The sequence below is a fragment of the Bradyrhizobium sp. 17 genome (assembly GCF_023073515.1).
Lineage (GTDB): Bacteria > Pseudomonadota > Alphaproteobacteria > Rhizobiales > Xanthobacteraceae > Bradyrhizobium > Bradyrhizobium canariense_D.
Genome location: NZ_JADPJQ010000069.1, coordinates 21,528 through 36,778 on the forward strand (window position 1 = coordinate 21,528; position 15,251 = coordinate 36,778).

Here is a 15,251-nt window from a genome sequence, read left to right on the forward strand (position 1 = left end):
CGAGGCGGCGTGCCAATTCGCAAGGCTCGCGACGCATCAGGCGGCCTCCCGCTCACTGGCACGCTCGACCGGATAACGGTCGAGTACCTTGGACAGAATCTCGACGCCGTTCCCGTCCGTGGGCACGAACATGCGCAGCTTCCAGGAGATGATTTCTCCAAAGAGGCCGTAAGCCCGCAAGCGATCGCGCATGGTGTCGTTGAAGCCCGCCAGTTCGAGGCGGTGTGCGCCCATCACCCGGACACGGCGAAGCTGGAGACCCTCCGCAAGTTCGAGGACGGTCCGCCCCTCCATCAGCGCGGCGAAAGCGGCGTCTGGCGCGAGCGCCGGCGCGTCAGCCGCAAGGACATTCGTGACCCAGGTAACCGAGACCTTGCGGCCGACGATCCGCTCGCCCGCGTCGCTCTGCAGCCGATAGACGCGCGTCGACTCGTTCGGCAGCCGCTTCCAGATCGGCAGCAGCAACCCGGTCACGATGTGGATCGTGCTTTCCGTGAACGCTGGGATCTCGGTAAGCTCCGCCAGCCAGGCCGCGGCGAAGCGTCCGTGGTCCACTTTGACCCAATGGCTTTCCGCCATCATTCTTAAGGGGACGCTTTGCTGTTCCACGGGCCGGATCAGGCGGACGCGCCGCTCGATCTCGCCGTCATCAAGCATGAAGCTCGGAGCCGCGACCTGCACCGCTGCTCGTCCCGAGCGCTCATTGATTAGCAGGATGGCTCGAGGATAAGAAAGATGCGCAAGAGCACCATCCAGGCTCACAGGATTATTGCGCTGGCGCTGGGCGATGGTGAGAAGCCGGGTCTCGGCGCCAGTGCCCGGATGGACATAGATGGTCCGCCGGTCGGTGACGGCAAAGCTCTCGGCGCTGAGCGTTTCCAGTCCGACGTCATAGCTGCCCGAGGCGACCGCGCCCTCGATCCGGGCGGTCAAGAGCTGCTCGAAGACGGTGAACAGAACGTTCTGAAGATCGATCGTCAGGGCGAGCAACCTGTTCAGGAAAGTCGTGATCGGAGGCAGGTCATCCCTGAGCCCATTAGCATCCGTGAGCTTCAGGCCGGTCGCATCCTCAAACCGCTCGAGCGAGCAGCCGTCGACCTTGCCCCGCGCCAGCAGCGTGTAGAGCTGGCGCAACGCGTCGCGGCCGTACCGGCTTTCGAGATTGTCCTCGGGCCGGAACAGGCCCTGCCCTCCGGTCTGGCGTTGGCCACGCGTGATGGCACCCAACGTATCAAGCCGGCGCGCGATGGTGCTGAGAAAGCGCTTTTCTGCCTTGACGTCGGTCGCGATAGGACGAAACAGTGGCGGCTGCGCCTGGTTGGTCCGGTTGGTGCGGCCGAGCCCCTGGATCGCGGCGTCCGCCTTCCAGCCGGGCTCGAGCAAATAGTGGACCCGCAGGCGGCGATTCCGCGCCGACAGCTCGGCATGGTAGCTCCTTCCCGTGCCGCCCGCGTCGGAGAAAACGAGGATCCGCTTGACGTCGTCCATGAAGGCCGAGGTCTCGGCGAGGTTGGCCGAACCGGCCCGGTTTTCGACCACCAGCCGGTCGCCCTTGCGAACGATGCGGCGCGAGCGGCCTGTGACCTCCGCGACCATGCCGGTGCCGAAGCGCTGGATCACCTGGTCCAACGCGCCCGGGACCGGAGGCAGCGACGCGAGCTTCTCGATGAGGCGGTCGCGGCGAGCGACGGCATCCCGGCTCTCGACCGGTTGGCCATCGCGATAGACGGGCCGGGAGCAGAGATTGCCCTCCTGGTCGGTGAAAGGCTCGTAGAGCTGTACCGGAAACGAATGGGCGAGATAGTCGAGGACATACTCGCGCGGAGTTATGTCGACCTGGACGTCGCCCCACTCCTCGGTCGGAATCTCAGCGAGGCGGCGCTCCATCAGCGCCTCGCCGGTCGAAACGATCTGGATGACGGCGGCGTGGCCGGCGTCAAGATCGCGTTCGATCGAGCGGATCAGCGACGGCGTCTTCATCGAGGTCAGCAGGTGACCAAAAAAACGCTGCTTGGCGCTCTCGAACGCAGATCGCGCGGCCGATTTGGCCTGGCCGTTCAGCGTGCCGGTCTCGCCGGTGATGTTCGCGGCCCGCATCGCGGCATCGAGATTGTTATGGATGACGCTGAAAGCTCCGGCGTAGGCGTCGTAGATGCGAACCTGCTCGGGCGTGAGCTGGTGCTCGATGAGCTCGTACGCGACGCCCTCGTAAGATAAAGACCTCGCCGCGTAGAGACCGAGCGCCTTGAGATCGCGCGCGAGTACCTCCATCGCCGCGACACCACCCTCCTCGATCGCCTCGACGAACTCCGCCCGGGTGGCGAACGGGAAATCGTCGCCGCCCCATAAGCCTAGCCGCTGGGCGTAGGCGAGATTGTGGACCGTGGTGGCACCGGTCGCCGAAACATAGACGACGCGGGCATTCGGCAACGCGTGCTGGAGCCTCAGGCCCGCGCGCCCTTGCTGGGAGGCCGCCTGGTCGCCGCGCTCGCCCTTCTGGCCTGCCGCGTTCTGCATCGCGTGGCTCTCGTCGAAGACGATCACTCCGTCGAAATCGGAGCCCAACCATTCAACCATCTGGCGAACGCGCGAAAGTTTCTCGCCACGCTCATCGGTGCGCAGCGTAGCGTAGGTGGTGAAAAGGACGCCTTCCGCGAGCCGGATCGGCGTACCCTGGCGAAACCGGGACAGCGGCGTCACGAGCAAGCGCTCCATGCCGAGCGCGGACCAGTCGCGCTGCGCGTCTTCGATCAGCTTGTCGGATTTGCTGATCCAGACCGCGCGACGGCGGCTCTTGAGCCAGTTGTCGACAAGGATGCCTGCGACCTGCCGACCCTTGCCCGCGCCGGTGCCGTCGCCCAAAAACCAGCCGCGCCGAAAGCGGACAGCATTTTCTGCATCGTCGTGTGCGGCCGCCACAACATCAAAGGTTGGATCTACCGTCCAGGAGCCCGCAAGAAATTCGGAATGCGCTTCTCCGGCATAGATGACGCTCTCAAGCTGGGCGTCGGAGAGGATGCCATCCGCCACGACCTTGGCCGGCAGGTGGGGCCGGTAAGACGGCTTCGGCGGCGCGACCGAGGCCATCGCGGCGGACTGCACGAGCTTGGTCGGATGCGCATGCGCCCCCGGAATACGGATCGCATGCAGCGCGTATTCCTCATAAAGCGCGTCGGTCAGTCGAGCGCCTTCCGGAGGCGTCCACTCGACAGTCTCGTAAGTGAGCTCGACGCCCTCGGTCGCGACATTTCCCGAAGTCGACCATGGTCGCGGTGCAAAGGCGCCGACCGGCCGCGGCGTCGCGGGGCGCCTGATGACGTTGACCACGACGGGGGTGGCGACCGGCAGCCTTGGAGGCACATGCTGGCTCACCCAGCCGAGCAATGTGGCGACATCGCCCGCCATGCCCAGCGACTCCGGAAAGACCTTCGGATCTGCGGCAGGCTGCTTGTCGATCACGAGCAGCCTTGTGTCGGTCTGCGTTCCGTGTTTCGAGTAGACCGCGCCATCGATGGCGGCAGAAAACACCACCCGCCCGCGCTCCTGGAGTCGAACGAAGGCATCTCGCCATGCCGGATTGTCGGGCGTAAGGCTCGCGCCGGTAATGGCGACCAAACGACCGCCGTCGCAAAGACGCGCGAGGGCTGAGGCGATGTGCCGGAAAGCCGCGTCCGCCATCCGTCGATCGACGTTCGCCAATGCCGAGAACGGCGGGTTCATCAGGACCACGCTCGGTACGACACCCGCATCGAGGTGATCATCGATCTGGGTGGCGTCGAATCGCGTGACCTTAACCTTGGCGAACAGTTGATCGAGCAATGCGGCGCGGGCTTCGGCCAACTCGTTCAATATCAAGGCGCCGCCGGCGAGCTCGGCAAAAATGGCGAGCAAGCCGCTCCCCGCGGAGGGCTCCAAAACCCGGTCGGACGGGGTGATGCCGGCCGCGGTGCATGCGGCGAGCCCTAGCGGGATCGGCGTCGAGAATTGTTGAAGGGCCTGACTGTCCTCGGAGCGCCGCGTGTGGGTCGGCAGACAGCGCGCGATTCTCGCGAGCATCGGCAGCATGGCAGCCGTCGAGCCGGCCTCGACACGAATTGCGGGACCAAACTTGCGAAGAAACAGAACAGTTGCCGCCTCGCAGACATCATAGGCGGTTTTCCAGTTCCAGACGCCAGTGGCGTCGGAAGCGCCGAAGGCAGCTTCCATGGCGCTACGCAGGACAGCGGCATCGATGCGACGGCCGCGCTCGAGATCAATCACGAGCTGTCGCGCGGCCCTGACGGCGGCGGAGGTGAGACTTGCAGTGGCGCGCACCGAGAGCGGCGCGGCGGCAGCGCCGCCGGCGAGAGATTCGGTCATGAGAGGGTTTCTTTCGGAGAGCAGGAAAGGATCGAACCATCGGGCGCTCTCCTTTGACCCCGACGGCTCAAAACCCTTCCCGGCCCGGCTCTCCCTCTCAGCGCTCGCCCAGAAAAATGGGGACCGGCGCTGCACACCGGTCCCCAAGCACCTACGGACGGCCAGAGCCGTCCAACTCCATGATCTCACTCAGCGGCGTCGAGTTGTTGCGGATCCCATCCTCGTTCGCGTTCTCCCGATCCTCGTCCTCTCCGAGGAATTCAGGCAGCGGGCCCGCTTCACTCTCCTGCTCCAGTGAGGATACGCCGGACTCGACGACACGCAGCGGTTCCGGCAACCAGCCCGAACCATCGAGAAGGCGCTCAGCCTCCTTGGCCATGTCGGCCTTCTTCAGGTGGTCGATCAATTGCGCGGACGATTCGCCTCTTGCTTCCCGCACCGCCTCCAGGATGCGAGGTTTGGTGACCCGGCCGAGATAGTTGTCGACGGAGGGCTTCCAGCCCGCTCGGACCATGTCGAGGCGGACGGCGCGCGCGAGCACATCCGCCTGGTCGAGCCGGGTGCGGACGCCGCGGGCGGAGACGCGGCCCTGATTGTAGCGGTTGGCCGGCTCAAAGACGGCGTTGACCGCAAATGACGCACAGTGAGCGAACAGGGACGCCTGTGCGCGGCAATCGAGAGCTGCGAGCGCATCCCAAAGATCGTTCTCGCTGTTCGGCAATCGTGCTTTCCAGGACTCATGCCGCGCCTCAACGGCCGTCGCGGACGCGCTTTCCCTCAAGCCAGGCGCTTGAGCCGGAAAGGTCGGCGTGCGAAGGCCGATCTCAAGGCAGCCGCCGGACGATGCGAAGCGGTAAAAGGCCGTCAGCACGAAGTTGTGCAGCACCGCCTGAAACGCTATCGCGGGATTTTCTGCTAGCGCATCCCGCAACGCCAACGTGCGATGCGCCGTCAGCTCGGTGATCAGCCGATCCGGCAGACGTTTCGTGGCGTCCTCATCATCTTCTTCCACCTCAGGAGCGCCACCCGCGATGGCGATGGCCGTGTGCTGGACGGAAGTACCAGCCGCCTTCCCCTCGTTTGACTGTGTGTCGGCGCCCTGCCCGATATCAGGATCGTCTGCCGACATGTCGTCCTCCGGCCGGACGTAACCCCGATCCACCGAGAGGCGGCCTTCGGAATCGATGCAGACGAAGACGCCAGCGCGGACGATCTCGGCCGGATCGTAAATCATTGGCCGGTCTTCGAACGCGACCAGTGCCGCCTCGATTTCGCCGAGACGCTCATCGACCCCATCGGGCAACTCGTCGGCATCCTGATAATCGGATTCAAGCTTGGCCTGCTCCGCGTTGAGGGCGTCGATGGTGGCCTGCTCCTCCGGGGAGAGATCGACAGGTTTGCCCTCCAGCTCGCGCAGGCCATCCGTGTGGCCGTAGTGGAATTGGACCGCGAGCGAAATCCACTTCCAGCCTTCGGCTGCAATCGACTCGGCTTCGGCTTTGAGTTTTTCTGTCACGAGACGGTCGAGCAAGGCAGTGTCCTGGAGCCAGCCGCCATCATCGCGCTCGAACAGATCCCGCAAAACGCCGCCACCAGCCTGCTCGTAAGCATCCAGCCCAATGAACTGAACGCGGCGATCGGTCGCGGGCGCGGTATTTTCCGTGAGCATCCGCCGGATCTGATAGGGCTCATCATATCCGGATCGGCTGACGTTCTCCCAGACCTGCTCCTGCCTGGCGTGCTCGGCTGTAACAGAGAAGGCCATGAGTTGCTCGAGGGTCATGCCGTCTTCGGCATAGACGTCGTGGAGCTTTGCCGACACGGACGCCAGCCGGAGTCGTTGCTTAACGACAGCCGGCGTCACGAAGTGCCGAGCCGCGATATCCTCCTCGGACATGCCGGCGGCACTCAAGGTCTGGAAGGCTCGGAACTGATCGAGCGGATGAAGCCCTACCCGCTCGTCATTTTCTGCAAGCGAGTCGTCTTCAGCAATGCCGCCCTCGCGCACGACACAGGGAACCGCCTGCGTCTTCGCCATGCGCTTCTGCCTTACGAGAAGTTCCAGCGCGCGATAGCGCCGGCCACCAGCCGGCACCTCGAACATGCCGGTCTCATTGCCTTCAGTGTCCACGACCGCCCGCACGTTGAGACTCTGCAGGAGCGTACGCTGCGCGATACTTTCGGCGAGTTGCTCGATGGAAAAACCCGCCGTCACATGCCGGACGTTGGACTGGCTCAGCACCAGCTTGTTGAACGGAATATCACGCGAGGGCGACAACGTGATCTTTTGGACAGCCTTCGTCATGCCGATTCTCCACGACGGGCGGCCGAGAGCCTCTCTCTCGACCTCCAACCCGTCGCGGAAAACGACCCGCCCTCTCACTCTCGTGCCCGCGGTGACCGGGCGGAGCCTCACGCCGCTTCCTGGTCCGCTTTTTCCGCCTTCATGTCGGCAGCGGGTGCTGGCAAGAATCCGAGGAGATAGTCCGCGACCTTGCTGGCCTGTGAAGCGGCCCGGACAATTGCATGATTGTCCTCGCGCAACACATCAAGCCACGAGCCGATATAATCGGCGTGCCGCACCGTCGGTAAGATACCGAGCGACGCGCAACCGAACGCAGAGGCAATTTCCGCGACCAACTCCTCAAAGGCATACTTCCTGGTACCAAAGCTGCCCGACAAGTCGCGGTTGAGACGTGACGGATGCCCGCTGGCATGCACGTTATGCCGATATCGGCATAAGGCGCATAATGCCGCGATCCAGATTATGCCGCATGGCCTCTGTTGGAGGCTGGATATCCCGGTGTTGGCCATGCGGCTGTTCGGCATAATCAGAGCCCTTCAAGGAACGCGAGCAGTTTGTCGTCCGGCCGGAACCGACCCGGCGGCGCGGATGGTGCGGCGACGAGAGCGAGCGCCTTTTCCTTCATCCGCATATCGGCGTGGATGTAGATCTGGGTGGTCTCGACGTTCTCGTGACCAAGCCAGAGCGCGATCACCGCAGGATCGACGCCATGATGGAGCAGGTCCATCGCCGTGCTGTGGCGCAGCGTATGCGGTGTGACCCGCTTGGTGCCGATGCTCGGGCACGCGCGCGACGCCGTGAGGCAGTGCTTGCGGACCAGATGCTCAAGAGCGTCACGGCTCAGCCGTTCGCCCCGGATCGACGGGAACAGCGGCTTGCTCTGGTCTTTGTCGTTGCCGATCCACGTCGCCAGCAGCTTGGCTGTCTCGCGGCGAAGTGGGGTGGCGCGCTCCTTGCGGCCCTTGCCCATGCAACGGATGTGAGCGCCGGTTCCAAGCGCGACATCGCCCCGGGTAAGGCCGACCAGTTCGGAAGCTCGCAGGCCTGTCTGGATTGCGAGCAACAGCAGAGCATGATCGCGCCGGCCCGCCCATGTGGTGCGATCCGGAGCCGCCAGCAACGCCGCCATCTCTTCGGCATCGAGGAACGTAACTGCACGCTTCACATAGCGCTTGTTGGGCATGGCCAGGATACGCTGGCAGTGTAGTAGCCAGGTCGGATCGGTCATCGCGACGAAGCGGAAGAACGATCGGATCGCCGCGAGCCGGGTGTTGCGGCTGCGGGCGCTATTGCCCCGCGTGGTCTCGGTATGGGCGAGGAAGTCCGCGACCAGATCGGCGTCGATATCTTCGACCGTCAGGTTGACTGGCGGCTTGTTGCGGCGAGTGCTCGCGTACCTGAGCAGTAGCCGGAACGTATCGCGATAGCCAGCGACCGTATGTCGGCTCGCCTCCAGTTGCGTGCAAAGCCGCTCGGTGAAGAAGCGCTGGATCAGCGCAGGTAAGGCGATGGTGCTCATTGTGCCATCTCCCCGCCGCTCGCGGTGGCGCGGCCCATCGCTAGATCGAGCAGCTCCGGGACCGCCTCCAGATACCAATATGTTCCAGAAGGGTTGCTATGACCCAGATAGGTCGTCAGCCGGATCATCTCGCGCGCCGGGTCCTTGCCAGTCCGGTACCAGTTGATCATCGTACGCACGGCGAAGGTGTGGCGCAGGTCGTGGATGCGCGGTCCCCGGCCGTGCCGCTGGTACTGCTGCTCGGATCGCAATCCGATCTGCTGGCATGCTTGCGCAAAGTTGTAGCGGGCCCCACAGTCGGTGAGCCGAGTCGCCTTGTCAGTTATGAACATCGGCTTCGCCGGATGACCGATCAACCGGTCGCGTTTGACGCGATAGTCTAGCAGTCGCTCGACGGCGCTGGGGTCGAGCGGCAGCAGTCGCTCCTTACCGTTCTTACCTTGTCGGACGCGTAACGCACCATTATCGGCATCGAGGTCGTCTCCATCGAGCGCGAGCGCCTCGCTGACGCGCAGGCCCGTGATCGCGATGAGTGCGAACAGCGTCGAGCAGGTCAGCCCGCGTAATCCGCAAATCGACGGAAGTGCCATTGCGGCCGCGATGATCGAAGCGACTTCCGCGTCGCTGTAGATATACGGTCGGGAGCGCATCACGGTATTCGGCAACAATCCCCGGGGCGGGGCTTCATGCGCCAGATCGAAGCTACTTAGCCACTGCGCGAAGAGGCGCACGACGGTAAGCCGCGCCGCTCGCGTCCTGCCGTTGGCCTCGTCGAGCGTAGCATGCCAGCGCAGGAACAGCGCCGTGTCGATATGCGTCGCACGCTCGCGGTCGGCAAACCGCGTGAAGCGGCGGAGGATGCGCTCGCTGGTGCTCAGGTCGTAGCCGAGGCTGCGCCGCACGGTCAGATAGCGATCGAGTTGGGAGGTGAGGCTCATTGCGCGCCTCCCACTACGGGCCAGGGCATTGCTATCGATCGCAGCCCATCTATGTCGAGACGGGCATATATCATGGTCGATGTGCGTGAGCGATGCCGCAGCACGTCACCCACCTCGTCGAGCGATGCACCCGAGTTCACCAACTGGACCGCAAGGCTATGACGCAGCAGGTGCGATCCCACATAGGGCGTCACCGGTTTCTGGCCGGTCGCCTTCAGGGCATCCTTTAGGACGGCGTTGACGATTTGGCCGTCATTGAACGGACGATGTGGCGCGCGATGGGTAACGAACATCATGCGGCAGGACGTGGGGCCGCGCTCCTCGCGCAGATAGCGGCTCAGCGCATCGCCAACCTCCGAGCTGATCGGCACGCGATCGTGGAGTTTGCCCTTGCCACGAACCAAGAGTTCGCCCGCGCGCCAGTCGACGTCGTCCAACCGGATCGCGATGACCTCGGCAGCACGCAAGCCAAGCCGGGCCATGATGAGCAGCATCGCATAGTCCCGAGCCCCGTGCCGCGGGTTGTGGCGCACGCAGGCGAGCACCGCCTCAACGCCCTCGGGCACCAGATGGCGCGGCAGTCGTGCTCCCCAGCGTTTCGCCGTTCTAGGCAGACTCAGAGCTAGATTGGTCGCTGTCGCGCCACTGCCGAACAGATATTGCAGGAAGATACGAACATGCGTCGCTACCGTCTTGTCGCGCCGCGCACTTGCCATTACGTGCTCAAGGAAGCTGATCACGTCGGCGGGCCGCAACCGCCCCGGATCAACCATCGCATCGCCAAAGCGATGATCGAGGAACCGGTTGGCGAACCGCAGCGTGTGATAGATCGTCCGCGGGCTAAGGCCGCGATGCTTGACCAAATAGGTCTCGAAGTCCGCCAGTAGGGCCGCACGCGCTTGCTGCGCCTCGCTCAACGGCACTGGATGCGTCACGCCGATATCGAGGAGATGCTGCGCGAACCGGCGGGCCAACCTATACGGCCATATCGTGCCGGTTTTCTTACGCGGCACCTTGCGTCCCAGATGCTCGGCCATATCGAGCGTCAACGCTGAAGGACCGATGCCCTGGACATCCATCGCGTGACCCACCTTTCGTAGGATCGATAGGTAGGTCTTGACCGTGCCGGCGCTGTAATTCTCCGCCGCAAAACTCGCTGCGAACGAGCCAAGATGCGGCTCGATGCAGGTCTGCAAATATTGAGACATGATCTTCGTGCTCCTTGTTGTTGGAGCGACGAAGATTATGCCGAATGGGATTGGCGGGATCATGCCGCCAACCGGGCCCAGCCGAGCAGATGCGGCATAATCTGGATCGCGGCATTATGCGCCAGCTCATGCAAGGCCGTTCGATGCCAGTTGATCGGCTCGAAATAAGCTTGCGGTGGCGGCACCTGCACATAATCTTCTGTCGGCGCATAAAAGGCGCGGTTGCCGCCGATGCGGAAGTCGATGCCAGTCGCCTTGATGAGCTTTTCGACCTTCGGCTCGATCAGGTCTGGCGGCGGAGGCGGCGCTGTTGTTGCGATCTCCGGAGGCAAGCCCTCGCATTGATCGATGTTGAAAAGTGTGAAGCGCTTGAGGAACGGAATGGTCTGCGCTTCCTCACCGTTCTCGCTCGCGCGGCGCTGTTCGTCGACCGGCACAAAGCGGTCGGCATAGACGACGGTCGTGCCGCGCTCGCCCCTGCGAACGTGACCACCGAGCGATAGCGCCTGGCGGAATGTGAGCCAGCTCTGACCTGTGAATGCGTGTTCAGTGGCAGCCCCCCAGAGAATTAGTATGTTAACGCCGCTGTATTGGCGGCCGGTCGCGGCGCTTTTCGGCATGGCCAAAGGCGCCGTCGCCGCCGCGGTGCCCCAAGGCTGCACCCACGGCACACGGCCGGCCTCCAGTTCGGCGATGATCTTGTTGGTGATGTCGTCATAAAGGCTCGTCCGGTCCTCACCGGTGCGCGCCCGAGGATGATGTCTGGACATCGCGGATCTCCGCGACGGGCGCCGCGAGCCTCTCTCGCAGCCTGTAACCCGTCACGGCAAAACCGCGCGACACTCTTACTCTCAGCCTCTAATTCAGAATGCGACATTTGCGACCCGGTCCGCCTTCCGTCCCAAGTTTTCAGGAGGGACTAGATACTGAGATGCCTGGGGCCGCAGGCCCGACCGGGCGTGCGCCAAGAGCGCATCACCTCGACGGGAAATGGCACCCGGAGAGCGTGAGCATAGCGACCCGAAGGGGCACGCGGGTCCGAGTGCAGCGACGAGACCGGTTCAATAGTGGCACCCGGGAACGGGGCAGTGATAGCGATCGCCGCAGGCGGGCCCCTTTCCCGAGTGCCCCCGGCGAGGAGCTCCGCAGCTCTTGCGCGAGGGATCGAAGCCGGACGGCCGAGACGCAAAGCGGCTCGGTTCAACGAGAGCCTGATGCGGCGGAAGCCGCACGCGCACAAGCGGAAGAACTCCACCAGGGCTTAAGTCGGAGGACCTAGATTTCCTCGCGCGCATTCGTCTGTGTGTCATAAATCCTGATCTGAAGCATGGGAAAACGCTTCTTTAGTTCTTCGCCACCTGCCCTGGCGCCGTCTCTGGTTGCAAATTCGGCTTTGAGCCGGCCGTCCACTTCAAGCGCGTAACCAGAGGCCGGCAATTCATCGGTGGCTGCAACCATTTCATTCCCGTTGTGCAGTGAGGGGATTGGAAATGATGGGTAGCGTGAGCAGCCCAAACGGCGCCAGAGCCACCTGCCCAAGTGCCGTGATTAGCTAACGCCCGTTCTGGATTGGTGCCTTGCAGGGATCGCATCAAGGATGGGCATTTGCATCATCCGAACAGGCGGACAGCTTTCCACTTGCGCGGATGCATGCACGATAGAGCCACGGCTCGACATAGCTGCCCTTCCAGAGTCCTCGGCCCGCGCGCTCAGCCTCGCGCTGAGCTTCGTGATACCTGCCCTTCGAGTATTGGGGCCAATCCAGCGCAAGACCGTTGCGTACAAGCCAACCCCCGAGATCCTTGCCTGCGACCGAGCAGGTCGCGACCGTGCGGCCATACGGGTCGAGGCTGACTGGAACACAATTGACGGCACTGCGGCCAATGAAGGCGTCAAGGTCGTTCGCGGCCTGAGCACCACACCGATATTGTAAGCTGTCGTCGCCACGGCACAGCTGGCTGCTCTCCGGGGCATCGATGCCCCAGAGCCGGATGCGCACTCCATGTATTTCCAATGTGTCGCCGTCGATAACCCTGGCCTGGCCGACAAAATCGTCGGCCAACGCTACGCTCGACAGAATGGCGATAATCAATGCGACAGAGGTTCGACGCATTCCAATGACCTTCTAGCTACCGCAAATCTCGCGGCTTGAATTTTGGCCAGTTCGCGAGTGGCTTCAGCGCTGGCAGGTTCGCAGGCCGCTCGGGATAGTGAAACTCCGCAAGGAGGCCGAGGACAAACCTGACCATTAGGCTGAGTGGAACTACATGTCTCCAGTTCCGCGCGAACAAGAACCGAAGCCGGTTGCACCTGCGGCTCCTGCGAGGCGATCTATTTTCGATGACGTTGACCGCTAATCAGGCCGGGCTCATCGGTGCCGGCAAGAGGACCTCACCACCGATGTTCAAGACTTTTGGCTAAGCGAGCGATAGTAGCGGTACTGACCCGAGCCGGCTGGGTGCTCGAACTGAAAGCAGCTTGCGAAACTCTCAATCGCCTGCATCACCCCTTTCAAGGAAGGGGCAGTGAAGGCGTGGGTCTGACCAGTGGACCAGTGGGACAGGTAGTTGCTCACGATGGTCGCTACAGCGGTGCCGAGACCGGTGATCTGGGCAGGCTCCAACACCAGGCGGCGAGCAGCATCGTGGAGATCGACAGCTGCCTTGATGGCGTCGATCAAGTTCTTTGCCATATGTTTGTCGTCGTTAAAAGCAATGGCAATCGGTACGGGTACGCCGACCTTTGAGATGACTTCCTCGAGTTTGAACTCCAGATACTGCCTGATCCGCGGAGCAGCATCGTCCGTATTACCGGTGTCGAGAAAGGCGTGGGTTGCATCGCGGACTTTGTGGATCGCACCCGACTGCGGCAGGACGGCCGTCCGCGCGGTGCCCTGGATGCATTGATGCCACCACTCTCCCTCATTCGCGTTAGTGTTGAACAGCTTTTCGAGAACGGTGTCATGGCTCAGCAGAACTACCTGTGGACCGCTGGGGACGCCGGGGCGGGCAAATTGTCCTTTGATCACGTTCATCAAATGAAACTGGTGCCCGGAATCGAGGCTCGATGTTACATCATCGAGAATGAGAAACTTGGCCCCCGCCCCGTAGAGCGACGCTGCCGCCAAGTAGACGCTGATCGCAAATGCGTTGCGATAGCTCTCAGAGAGAACGGCTTGAGCTGAAATGTCTGGCAGGGTCCAGAATTGTGCGAGGGAGATAGAGAGATCCTCGCTACCGACACGCTTCTTCAGTGCTGGCACGACATCGGTGAACATGATCGCCGCGAAGATGGTCCGCGTGACCGGTTCTATGGCGATGAGCCGACGCGCGCTTGTAGCGGATTCAGAGCTGGCGAACGATGAGCTCGCGGCGTCGAGAAAGGTCTTTACCCGGGCGATACGCGCAAGCTCCGCGCCGACGGCGGAATACACCTTCATGGCGGCGCGCAAGTCCGACAGATTCGTCTGAAGACGACGTGCGGCTTCAGCCTTTTCGACAACGGCCGTGAGTTTGTCGGGCAAGCTCTTCTCCAGAGCCATCTTGCTATCCGTGAGCTCTGCGACCTTCGCGTCGGCGCGATCGGTCAGCGTCTTCAGCCATTCAGTAACGGCACGTGCACGCGTGCCGTCGAGGGTTCCCTTGACGCCGATGTCCTTTGCCTCGGCAAGGTGGGCCACCTCTTCAGGTCGGCGACCCAACCGCTCCAGGTCTTCGAGTTGATTCCAGCCCCTTTCGGTCCACTCTTGAACCAGATTAGCCGAAGCCGCCTCAACCGCCTCGAAGTCGGCGAGTTTACGACGAACATGATTGAGAACCGAATTGGTGTCCAATCGGTCGCACGCCGGGCAGACGCACTTATCCGCCCAGGAGTCATCGGCAAGGATGGTTTCGCTGAGGCCGTAGAGCTGATGGAACAGATCTCCTTGGGTGACCTGCAGCGCAGTGTCGCGGGCGTCCGCTAGCTCGATCAAACGCCCGGCATCCTCTTCGCTTGGCGCGGTTTTCGCCGCGTCAATCCAACTCGTTTGATCGCGGAGGATTTTCGCGAGCTGTTCTCTTGCCTCACCACCCTCGGCGGTCTTTGCGGCATCGACGCAAGCCGACGGGTCGATCTCCTCGAACGTGCGACCCTCGCAAATCGGCCTAAGCAGCTCGACGCCATGAAGGGCGGAATGAGCCTTCGCGAGCATCGTCCTTTCGGCTTCCGCCGGATCATACTCGTCTGCGACCAGCGCCGTGTAGGCCTCCTTGATGTTGGCCCGGGCGCGCTGTGCGGTAACGGTCGCGCTGTTTTGAGTGGCCTCCTTGGCGGCCACGCCGAAGTGGTTGTTGAATGCCTTCGTGTTCGCAAGCGACGCAAGACCCTGTCGCAAGGCGGAGTAACGCTTCAGACCGAGCAGTCCGGCAAACGATCGACCGCGCTTCTGCGGTGAAAAGTCGATGAAGTCCTGAAAGGTCTTTCCGTCAAGGAGGACGAACTCGCGATTGATATCAGCGAGAATGGCGTCTCCATCTGCGCCGTTGCTCGCCGAGACATTCCGGGCGCCTGCGGCATCGCGCTGGACGGTTATGGTGACCTCCGCGCCACCGGCGGCCGGCTCCAAGGTCAGAGCGACGGTCCCGACGCCACCAGTATGGAAGCGGTTAAGATAGTAGGATGGTCCCTTTTCGGCTGCCGGTAGATCCTCCAACTTCGGAATTCGACCGGTAATCGCATAAACGATGGCGTCGAAGATTGATGTCTTTCCGACCCCGTTGGGCGCGGAAATTGAGTTGACGCAATCCGGTTTGAGTTTGAGTACGAGCGGTGCGCCCTCGTTGTTGATGCCGCGAAACCCTTCGATGGAGATCCTTTGAAGATACCAACCGCTCATTGTGCGGCGCCTTCGCTGGAGAAAGGTTGTTCGGGCTCGACGGGCG

The 15,251-nt window shown here is 62.8% G+C and carries 8 protein-coding genes and 2 pseudogenes; all 10 read right to left on the reverse strand.

Annotation, left to right across the window (positions count from 1 at the left end; all coding sequences use genetic code 11):
* Nucleotides 1–36 precede the first annotated feature (36 nt).
* Nucleotides 37–4,359 (reverse strand): strawberry notch-like NTP hydrolase domain-containing protein, encoded by a 4,323-nt coding sequence (locus tag IVB13_RS13565; protein WP_247489153.1) that lies wholly within the window; start codon nt 4,357–4,359, stop codon nt 37–39.
* Nucleotides 4,360–4,510: 151 nt separating this feature from the next.
* Nucleotides 4,511–6,664: a ParB/RepB/Spo0J family partition protein gene (locus IVB13_RS13570; RefSeq protein WP_247489155.1), complete on the reverse strand. Its 2,154-nt coding sequence runs from the start codon at nt 6,662–6,664 to the stop codon at nt 4,511–4,513.
* A 107-nt stretch (nt 6,665–6,771) separates the two neighbouring features.
* Nucleotides 6,772–7,077: pseudogene (locus tag IVB13_RS13575) on the reverse strand (zincin-like metallopeptidase domain-containing protein); the annotation flags it as partial.
* Nucleotides 7,078–7,190: 113 nt separating this feature from the next.
* Nucleotides 7,191–8,183: a tyrosine-type recombinase/integrase gene (locus IVB13_RS13580; protein WP_247297730.1), complete on the reverse strand. Its 993-nt coding sequence runs from the start codon at nt 8,181–8,183 to the stop codon at nt 7,191–7,193.
* Nucleotides 8,180–9,121, reverse strand: a complete 942-nt coding sequence (locus IVB13_RS13585; RefSeq protein WP_247489157.1) for a tyrosine-type recombinase/integrase — start codon at nt 9,119–9,121, stop codon at nt 8,180–8,182. Before IVB13_RS13585 ends, IVB13_RS13580 begins: the two co-directional genes overlap by 4 nt.
* The gene (locus IVB13_RS13590) at nt 9,118–10,329 is read right to left on the reverse strand and encodes a tyrosine-type recombinase/integrase (protein ID WP_247377095.1); all 1,212 of its coding nucleotides are present in this window, start codon (nt 10,327–10,329) and stop codon (nt 9,118–9,120) included. The genes IVB13_RS13585 and IVB13_RS13590 overlap by 4 nt, the downstream gene beginning before the upstream one ends.
* A 122-nt stretch (nt 10,330–10,451) precedes the next feature.
* A pseudogene (locus tag IVB13_RS13595) lies at nt 10,452–11,099 on the reverse strand (ArdC-like ssDNA-binding domain-containing protein); the annotation flags it as partial.
* 505 nt (nt 11,100–11,604) lie between these two features.
* Complete coding sequence (locus IVB13_RS13600) at nt 11,605–11,787, reverse strand: hypothetical protein (RefSeq protein WP_247489158.1); 183 nt, start codon at nt 11,785–11,787, stop codon at nt 11,605–11,607.
* Between the two features lie 133 nt (nt 11,788–11,920).
* A complete protein-coding gene (locus IVB13_RS13605; RefSeq protein WP_247489160.1) occupies nt 11,921–12,442 on the reverse strand; it encodes a thermonuclease family protein in 522 nt (173 codons plus the stop codon).
* 291 nt (nt 12,443–12,733) lie between these two features.
* Complete coding sequence (locus IVB13_RS13610; RefSeq protein WP_247489162.1) at nt 12,734–15,205, reverse strand: ATP-binding protein; 2,472 nt, start codon at nt 15,203–15,205, stop codon at nt 12,734–12,736.
* Nucleotides 15,206–15,251 lie beyond the last annotated feature (46 nt).

Coding starts and splice junctions, on each gene's coding strand:
- IVB13_RS13565 (WP_247489153.1), bottom strand. CDS start 4,359: ATGACCGAATCTCTCGCCGGCGGCGCTGCCGCCGCGCCGCTCTCGGTG.
- IVB13_RS13570 (WP_247489155.1), bottom strand. CDS start 6,664: ATGACGAAGGCTGTCCAAAAGATCACGTTGTCGCCCTCGCGTGATATT.
- IVB13_RS13580 (WP_247297730.1), bottom strand. CDS start 8,183: ATGAGCACCATCGCCTTACCTGCGCTGATCCAGCGCTTCTTCACCGAG.
- IVB13_RS13585 (WP_247489157.1), bottom strand. CDS start 9,121: ATGAGCCTCACCTCCCAACTCGATCGCTATCTGACCGTGCGGCGCAGC.
- IVB13_RS13590 (WP_247377095.1), bottom strand. CDS start 10,329: ATGTCTCAATATTTGCAGACCTGCATCGAGCCGCATCTTGGCTCGTTC.
- IVB13_RS13600 (WP_247489158.1), bottom strand. CDS start 11,787: ATGGTTGCAGCCACCGATGAATTGCCGGCCTCTGGTTACGCGCTTGAA.
- IVB13_RS13605 (WP_247489160.1), bottom strand. CDS start 12,442: ATGCGTCGAACCTCTGTCGCATTGATTATCGCCATTCTGTCGAGCGTA.
- IVB13_RS13610 (WP_247489162.1), bottom strand. CDS start 15,205: ATGAGCGGTTGGTATCTTCAAAGGATCTCCATCGAAGGGTTTCGCGGC.